At 69.5% G+C, this 8,432-nt stretch carries 7 protein-coding genes and 1 pseudogene; 4 read left to right on the top strand and 4 right to left on the bottom strand.

What is annotated here, in order from left to right:
• The 3 genes and pseudogenes from VD972_RS13215 to VD972_RS13205 all read right to left on the bottom strand — a co-directional run.
• Nucleotides 1-738, bottom strand: a pseudogene (locus tag VD972_RS13215) (DNA/RNA non-specific endonuclease); the annotation flags it as partial.
• Between the two features lie 112 nt (nt 739-850).
• Nucleotides 851-1,372 carry a gamma-glutamylcyclotransferase gene (locus VD972_RS13210; protein ID WP_324986240.1) on the bottom strand — a complete coding sequence of 174 codons (522 nt, stop codon included), beginning with the start codon at nt 1,370-1,372 and terminating at the stop codon, nt 851-853.
• A gap of 92 nt (nt 1,373-1,464) precedes the next feature.
• The gene (locus tag VD972_RS13205; protein ID WP_324986237.1) at nt 1,465-2,265 is read right to left on the bottom strand and encodes an arginyltransferase; all 801 of its coding nucleotides are present in this window, start codon (nt 2,263-2,265) and stop codon (nt 1,465-1,467) included.
• A gap of 115 nt (nt 2,266-2,380) precedes the next feature.
• Here VD972_RS13205 and VD972_RS13200 point away from each other — a divergent pair, with 115 nt between their 5' ends.
• The gene (locus VD972_RS13200) at nt 2,381-3,358 is read left to right on the top strand and encodes a L,D-transpeptidase family protein (RefSeq protein WP_324986234.1); all 978 of its coding nucleotides are present in this window, start codon (nt 2,381-2,383) and stop codon (nt 3,356-3,358) included.
• Here VD972_RS13200 and VD972_RS13195 read toward each other — a convergent pair.
• Nucleotides 3,348-4,706 (bottom strand): sensor histidine kinase, encoded by a 1,359-nt coding sequence (locus VD972_RS13195; RefSeq protein ID WP_324986232.1) that lies wholly within the window; start codon nt 4,704-4,706, stop codon nt 3,348-3,350. The genes VD972_RS13200 and VD972_RS13195 overlap by 11 nt on opposite strands.
• Nucleotides 4,707-5,001: 295 nt before the next feature.
• Between VD972_RS13195 and VD972_RS13190 the strand changes: the two genes are divergently transcribed.
• The 3 genes from VD972_RS13190 to VD972_RS13180 all read left to right on the top strand — a co-directional run.
• Nucleotides 5,002-6,831, top strand: coding sequence for a serine/threonine-protein kinase (locus tag VD972_RS13190; RefSeq protein ID WP_324986230.1), 1,830 nt, complete (start codon nt 5,002-5,004; stop codon nt 6,829-6,831).
• A gap of 57 nt (nt 6,832-6,888) precedes the next feature.
• Nucleotides 6,889-7,707 (top strand): hypothetical protein, encoded by an 819-nt coding sequence (locus tag VD972_RS13185; RefSeq protein ID WP_324986227.1) that lies wholly within the window; start codon nt 6,889-6,891, stop codon nt 7,705-7,707.
• Nucleotides 7,708-7,721: 14 nt separating this feature from the next.
• Nucleotides 7,722-8,432 (top strand): hypothetical protein (locus tag VD972_RS13180; RefSeq protein ID WP_324986224.1); only part of this gene is annotated, 711 nt, incomplete at its 3' end.

The following is an 8,432-nucleotide window of genomic DNA, read 5'->3' as shown; positions in this document are numbered from 1 at the left end:
CAGCTCGGGATCCTCCTGAAACTGGCTCTTCTCCCGGCTCACACCGAAGGGCCGCTCCTCGAGGTCCGCCGCCGACAGCATGTGGCTCACGAACGTCGGCACGTTCGTCTTCTCATCCAGCGACACCCGCATGTAGTCCTTCAGCAGGGACAGGCCCTCGCTGGAGCCGGCGGGGCGCAGCGGATCCAGCTCTCCGGCGCTCTCGGCCACCTTGCTCTCGAACATCGCGCTCTTCTGATCTGGCACCCACTGCACGTCCTGCGCCTTGCCGTCCTTCACGTCCGTGAAGAAGGTGTTCAGCTCGGTGCGCGAGAGCTTGCCATCCCCGCTGAGATCCGCGCGGCGCGCCACCGCGTCCTGCCAGTCACTGTCGAAGGCGTCCACCGCCACCGAGCGCGCGCCGCCCGCCAGCTTCTGCTCCAGCGCCGAGCGCTGCTGCTGCAGCACGCTGGAGGTGAGGAAGCGCGAGTCCGTCGGGTTCTGCAGGTAGCGCTCCACCTCCGCCGCCGACACGCTGCCATTGCCCCGGCGCGTACGGACGGGGCTCGCCGCGTCCGCCGCCTTCAGCAGATCGGCCTGCCAGCCCCCCTCCGCCCAGCCGAACTTCTGCTGCAGCTCGGAGATGGGGACCTCCCGCGCCGTGGAGCGCCGCCAGCTCCCGGAAGTCGTGGCCGCCGTGGCGCCCTCGGTGATCGCAGGAATGAGCCGGGCGGGATTGTTCTTGGGGGGGATCTGCATCCTACCGGCCTCCGAAGGCCCCGCCCGAGGGAGGAGGGGAAAGGTATGGAATTATCGCTCCCAACTCTTGAGAAGTTGCCTACGCGAGAGAGCTCCCTGTGAAATCCGTGGGTTAGCGGATGCGATCGGCCTGGGCCCGCTGGACGGTCTGGACGATCCGAGCCTCGGCCTGAAGGCGCTCCACATAGGTGGCGGGGAGGGAGGCCCGCTCGGCGGCTCGGGCATGCGCCTCGAGGAAGGCCACGCTCACCACGCCCTGGGGAGCATGCGCCGGAGCCGGAGGGGTGAAGGCCCGCGCGGAGAGGGTGGCCCCGGAGGCGGTGCGCACCCTCAAGGGACGTTCCTCCACGGCCTGCGCCAGCGCCGCCTCCAGCCGCTCCACCTGCGCCCAGGTATGAGGAGGCATGCGCCGCAGCAGCCCCATCACCCGCCGGCCCGGCGCATCCACCAGCCGCGCCACCTTTCCGCCCCAGTCCGCGGACTGCACGTCATAGACGAGCTCCACGTCGAGCGCCTCGGCGAGCTCCCCGTCAGGCAGGGCGAGCACGGGCATGTTCCGGAGGCGCTCGCGCGCCACATCCGGCGAGAGCGAGAGCGAGAAGGCGAACCAGGGCAGCGGCGAGGTGCCGGACATGGTGACAGTCTGCCTGGAAGGGAGCCGGTCGTGTCAAAGGAGCATCCGCGGATGTCCCGCGCCGAACGCCGAGCCCGGGCGTGCGGCCTCCTTCACTCCTCGGCCTTGTCTCCAGGCACGGGGGGTGGCTCTGGCCTCATGGGCTCTGGCTCGGTGACGCTCTGCCAGCGCGGCTCCTCCGTCGGGCCGGGGCGCCCCTCCAGCAGCTCGTGCGGGCGGAACGTTCCCTTGTAGCGCAGCGAGGCGCAGCCCTTCACGCGGTAGCCCAGGTAGAGGTGGGGCAGGCCCCGCTCGAGGGCGATCTCCACCTGCTTCACCACGTTGGCGGTGCCCAGCGAGAACTGCGCGTAGTCCGGGTGGTAGAAGAAGTACGCGGCGCTCCAGGAGTCATACGTCTCGTCGCAGAGGCCGATGGCGATGAGCCGTGGGCCCTGCTCGGCCTCGTCGTCGTACCAGGCCACCTCGCGCGCACACGGGTGAGGGAAGGCGAACTGGATGAAGTACTCGCGCGCTGTCAGCTCCGAGGCCTGCCACTCCCGGGACTTCTCCCGCCAGCCGTGCCACGCGTGGTAGAGCGCCAGCCGCTCAGCGTCCACCTTGGGGGAGCCCACCACCACGCGGAAGCGGGCGCAGGCGGCGCGGGCGCGACGCTGGCTCCGGTTGGGGCTGAAAGTCGCGGTGGGGATGCGCAGGGTGACGCACTCGGAGCACGCCTGGCAGGCCGGCCGGAAGTACACGGGGCCGAAGCGACGCCACCCGCGAGACAGCATGGCCTCGAACTCGGAGGCCGTCACGTCCATCATCACCATCTGCTCGAGCGAGGCCTGCTGCTCGGGCAGGTAGCTGCACGGCCCGGGGGGCTCCGTGTCGTGGTGGACGATCTTCGGCGGCATGGATGCTCCTTGATGCGAGGCTGGGGCGCTCCTTGTCAAGCACCCCTTGGCGGCTCGCCAGGCAGCGGAGCGGGAACGGCGCCCGAGGCGCGGGTGTCCACTTCGCGTGCCACTCATGTCATCGCGCCTCTCACGCTACCTCGGAGTGCTGCTGGTGGGCTGGGTCTCCCTCCCCTCCTCCGGCCAGGCCGGCGAAGCGCCCGCTTCAGATGCCTTCGAGGCCTGGCTCCGCCCTCCCGTCCCGCCCGCTGATGGCTTCGCTCCCGTGCCTGGCTCCTCTCGCGCGCCGGCGGGGAGCGAGGTGCGCGCGCTGGCGCACGGACGGGTGGAGGCAGTGAGTCCGGAGGGCCGCTCGCTCACCCTGGAGCACTTCTATTACGAGAACCACGAGCTGCGGCGGGTGCGCTCGGAGTACGCGGAGCTGGAGGCAGTGACGCTGCGCCCCGGTGAGAGCGTCACGCGCGGGCAGGTGCTGAGCCGGGTGGGCGCGAAGGGCCGGCTCGCGGTGTCCCTGCACGCGGGCAAGCGGCTCTCCGCTGCCGAGGCCCGGAGCTTCACCCAGGCCCGGGCCCGCCTGCCGCTGCCGGCAAGCGAGCCGGTGCTGCTGCTCGTCTCCCACGCGGGCAACGAGCTGCGGCTGTACGAGCAGGGGCGCGAGGTAGAGCGCGTGGAGGTGGGCTTCGGGCAGGCCGAGGGCCCCAAGCAGGTGCGCGGCGACAACCGCACGCCCGTGGGCATGTACTTCGTGGTGCAGAAGCACCGCGGCACCTTCACGGGGGCCTATGGCCAGTACTACGGGGGCCACTGGCTCCGGGTGAACTACCCCAACCTGTGGGACGCGGAGCGGGGGCTGGCCCAGGGGCTCATCACCCGCGAGGTGCGCGATCGGATCGCCCGGGCCTGGGAGGAGCGCAAGGCGACGGAGGCCTCCACACGCCTGGGCAGCGGCATCGGCTTCCACGGGTGGGCGGGAGAGTGGTCGCTCGAGGAGACGGGCGGCCGGCTCTCCTGGGGCTGCATCGTCATGCACAACCCGGACATCTCCCGCCTCTTCGACCGGATGCCTGAGGGCGCCATGGTCGTCATCTTCTGAGTGGGGGGCCTGCGGAGGTGTCGCTGGCGTCCTTCCGTGCCCCCTCCTCTTCCGTGCCCAGGCTCAGCGGAGCGCGCTGAGCAACCCGCGGCAGGTGGAGCGTGAAGCTCGAGCCCTTGCCGAGCTCACTCTCCACCTCGATGCGTCCCCCCTGCGCGGTGACGATGCCGTGGGCCACCGCCAGCCCCAGCCCCGTGCCCATGCCCGGGGGCTTCGTCGTGAAGAAGGGCTGGAACAGGTTGCGCAGGGTCTCAGGCGCCATGCCCGTCCCCGTGTCGCGAACCTCCACCCGCACCCCGTCCTCCTCACGGCGCGTGGAGAGCCGGACCATGCCCCCCGGCTCCGTGGCCTGCCCGGCGTTGACCAGCAGGTTCACCAGCACCTGGACGATCTGCCGCGGCCGGCCCACCAACACCCCCACATCCCCCAGCTCCACCTCCACCTGACAGTGGTTCAACTGCCCTTGGGCGATGCGCAGCGCCACCTCCGCCTCGGCATTCAGCTGGTACTCGACATGCGCCTCCGGGTCTCCCCGCGCGAAGCGCCTCAGGTCCGCCACGATGGCGTTCACCCGCTTGATGCCCTCCAGCGTCGCCGGCAGCACCTCGTCCACGTACTCCCTCAGCGGCGCGGGCAGCGCGGGCTGCTGCTTGAGGTCCTTGAGCAGCAGGTTGATGTTGCTGGTGACGAAGGCCATCGGGTTGTTGATCTCATGAGCCACGCCCGCGGCCATCATCCCCAGGCTGGAGAACTTCTCCTGCTCCAGGGCCCGCTCGTGGAGCCGCTGCACCCGATCCTGGGCCTGTGAGAGCTGCGCCTGCTGGGCAATGCTCTCCTCCAGCGACTCCTGCAGCAGCTCGGCGCGCTTCTCCGTCAGCAGGAAGCACAGCACCCCGAGGAGGCTGAAGGCCAGGGGCTGGAACGGATCCACCCCGCTCAGCAACGCCGCCGTGTCCATGAGCACCAGGAAGAGGATCGCCCGGACACGCCCCAGTCCATCCAGCCCCTGGAACCGGAGCATGCTGAAGGGGATGTAGCACCACAGCAGCAGCGACCACCCGGCCACCTCCCCGGTCGCCACCTGGACCAGCCCGTTGCACGCCAGCCGGCCCCACTCGGTCACGGTGGGCCCTGCCCTCGGTTGCACCCACCGAGAGAGCCAGATGTTGCCACCCAGGCGCACCACGGACAGCGCGAAGACCCACGCCATCAACCTCCACTGGCCCAGGTACTGGAGGGTGATGGCCACCGAGAGCAGGATCGTGCCTGCCACCATGAGGGGGTGCAGCCCTTGGGCGATCCGGTCTGGCTCCTCCACCCGCGGAGCCTTCGTCGATGAAGTACTCATGGGCTTGTTCCTGGACCCGCGGGGCGGCACGGCTCCGGGCCGGGAGCGCGGCACCCCTGGTACGCGTCATCGTGACGGGAAGTGCTGCCCTGGGGCCCCTTCGCTACCGAGAGAGTTGAATTTTACCGCATGAGAGGGCTTTTGCCCAGGCGACGCCCCTGGGGCCTGGCCCTCGGATGGCCCCTGGAGAGGGGGGCGCTCAGCGCGGGCTGCTCCGAGAGTGAGGGATGCTGGCACATCGCGGCTGAAGCGGCTTAAGTGAGCCCTGGGTGATCCACCCCCTCCCCCACGTCTCATGAGCCCATCTGCTACCGCCGAGATCCGGATCGGCACCGTCCTGCGGGACACGTACGAACTCACGTCGCTGCTCGGGAAGGGGGGCATGGGCTCCGTCTTCCTGGCTCGGCACCTGCGCCTCCCTGGAAAGCAGGTGGCGGTCAAAGTCCTGCTGCACAGCGACGACTTGAGCGAGGAGCAATTCGCGCGCTTCCGCCGTGAGGCGGAGATCGCCTCGCAGTTGGGGCACCCCAACATCGTCGAGGTGCTGGACTTCCACAGCCTGGAGGACGGCACGCCCTACATGGTGATGGAGCACCTGCGCGGCGAGAGCCTGGCGCAGCGGCTGCGCAAGGGGCGGATGTCCATGCGCGAGGCCTTCTCCGTCGCCCGGCAGATGGGCTCGGCGCTGCAGGCGGCCCACCGCGCCGGCGTGGTGCACCGGGACTTGAAGCCCGCCAACGTCTTCCTGGTGCCCACGGACTCCGAGGGCATGGTGACGGAGCGGGTGAAGCTGCTGGACTTCGGCATCTCGAAGCTGATGGGCTCGCAGACGCTGCAGACGCAGGAGGACGTGCTCATGGGCACGCCCCGGTACATGGCGCCCGAGCAGGCCATGGGCCGCAACCGGGACGTGGACTCCCGCTCGGACATCTTCGCCTTCGGGTGCATCGTCTACGAGATGCTGTGCGGGGACTCGCCGTTCGCGGGCGGCACCATCGCCGAGGTCGTCTACCGCGTCGTCCACGAGCAGCCCGAGTCGCTGGCCTCGCGCATGCCGGACCTGCCCGGGCGCGCGGTATCCGCGGTGGATCGGGCGCTCGCCAAGGCGCCGAAGGACCGCTACCCGGACGTCGCCACCTTCATCGCCGAGCTCACCGGCACCGCGCTGCAGAGCCTCTCCGGACTGGGGGCGGATCCCACCCCCTTCCCGCCGCGCGGCGCCATCCGGCAGAACGACCCTTCCGTCAACGAGGAGGAGGGCACGGACGCCACCTTCGTCCCCTCGCGCTCGGGAGTCGCCGGGGCGGTGGGTTCGCCCGCGCCTCAGACGCCGGCGGCCACGCCGGAGCCCAGCGTCGAGCGCGGCTCCACCCTGGCGGCGTTCCGCTTCGCGGAGCAGCAGGCCTCCGCTCAGCCCGCTCCATCCGGGATGAGCGTCTCGCGCCGCCCGACGGATCTCGAGATGCCCGCCGCGGTGCTCCCCGCCGCGCAGCCATCCGCGGTCCTGGGTCCGAGCGCGCAGCCGTCCTCCGCCTCCTCCCATCCCGCGACGCCCGGGCTCGACGCCCAGCCCCGCCTCGCACCCGCGCCCAGCCGCTCGAAGTCCCCGCTGATCCTGGCTGCCATTGGAGGGGTGCTGCTCCTGGCCGGTGGCATCGTCGTGGGCGGGAAGATGCTCCCTCCCTCGAATCCCCCGGGGCCGGTGACGCCTCCGCCTGCCGTGACGCCCCCCGAGACCGCGACTCCTCCCACCCCGTCCCAGCCCACGGTCCCGCCAGAGACGACGCCCCCGGTGACGCCTCCTCCGGTCAACCCCACCGTGACGGCCGGATCCTCCGCACCCTCCACCGCTCGTCCGGTCAAGCCCGAGACGATCCCCGAGGAGGTGCGCCAGGAGCTGGCAGAGGCGGAGAAGGCGCTCGCGTCCGGGGAGCTCGACCAGGCGCTGCGCATCGCCCGGCGCACCCAGCAGACAAAGGCGACGGAGGCCGCGAACTACTTGATCGGCCGCGTCTACTGCCAGCGCAAGGATCTGGGCAACGCGAAGGCGCAGTGGCGGAGCTTGACGGGCTCGAACAAGAGCAAGCTGACCGCCTACTGCAGGAAATACGAGATCGACCTCTGACAGCAGCAGACCACTGAAGAGCAGTGGCTCACGGTCCCCATAGGGAGGGGGACACACATGAGAAGCATCCTGGCAACGGTCATCGCCGTGGGCGTGCTGTGTGGCACGTCCGCATTCGCGGAAGCGCCGGTGGGGGCTGGCAAGGCCTACGTCGGCTCGGAGGGCGAGTCGGTCGCGGTCATCCCGCTCACCACCAAGGGCCCCAAGGGCGAGAAGCAGGCCCTGCTCCACGTGCAGGGCACGGACAGCGAGTTCGACGGCAAGGCGCTGCTCCACACGATCAACGAGCAGAGCAAGGGCGTGGACTACGTCACCCAGTACAAGGGCGAGGACTTCTACACGCTGGTGGTGCGCGACTCCTACGGCTCCAAGAAGTACGAGCTCTGGGTGCCGAGCCGCCGCAAGGCGATCTCCGTCTCCTATGACGAGAAGCGCACGCAGGCGCTCAAGGCGGGCGACATCTACGAGCGGTACGAGAAGCTGCAGAAGGACGGCACGCTGGCAAAGCTGGCGGCCTTCAACCGCAAGGAGCGCGAGGCCGGGCAGCAGCAGGGCTTCACCGAAGTGCTGAAGTCGATGAACGACGCGTGCGGCACGAAGGTGACGGGCACTATCGACTGGAAGAGCGTCTCGGACGAGCTCATCAAGAGGTACAGCATCTCCTCGTACTGCGGGGGACCGCTCGAGACGCTGGGGAAGCTGTGCGGCTCACCGGTGGGCAAGCGGATCATCGGGTCCAAGGTGAAGACGTTCACCTGCCAGTTCGGCTCGGAGCTGAAGCTGGAGGTGAAGGAGGGCGCGGTGGGCTTCACCACGCAGCAGGACGCCTCTAACCAGGAAGAGTACGCCAAGCAGTTCTTCGAGAAGAACCTCTAGCCGGAGTCTCGCTCATGCACTCTCGACGTCTCATCGCCGCGGCCGTAGCCCTGCTCTCGGGGACCTCCTGGGGGCTCGAGCCCCCCTGGGGCAAGGGGCAGAACCTGGGGGAGCAGCTGGTGTTGGAGAAGACCGCCGTCTGCACGGACGGCAAGGGGCACTACGTGGTGGTGGCTCCTCACGAGCAGAAGAACACGCAGCTGTTCTACGGGGACGGGAAGGCGTTCGTCCAGGTAGCGGCGCCGCCGTATGGCATCTCGGGGACGAGCTTCCTGGAGCCGCGCTTCTTCAACAAGGGAGCCAACTCCAACTTCCGCGGGCAGGACTACCGGGTGTTCTCGGATGTGGAGCTGGACGCGGAGAAGAAGACGTGCGCGGTGCGGTGCGGCGAGCGCACCACGCCGTGGACGTGGGTGGAGTCGGAGCAGGCGCAGAAGGTGCTGCTGGGGGCGAAGTACGAGAAGAACCCGCAGAAGTACGAGCCCTACGCTCTGCTGCGCGACACGGACGGCAACTACTACCTGGTGGAGAAGGGCTTCCACCCGGAGGACGAGAAGAGCTTCCGGGTGTACGTGGGGCAGAAGGGGAGCCTGAAGCGGCAGGAGATGAAGGACATCGTCTCCGACTCGGAGGGGCAGATCTTCTCGACGAAGAAGGGCGAGCTGCGGCTGCTGGTGGATCGCTCGCAGGCGCCGCTGTGGATCGTCGGCAGCAAGAAGAAGGTG

Source organism: Hyalangium sp. (genome assembly GCF_035629615.1).
GTDB lineage: Bacteria > Myxococcota > Myxococcia > Myxococcales > Myxococcaceae > Hyalangium.
This window is presented reverse-complemented; position numbering and strand designations above follow the sequence as displayed.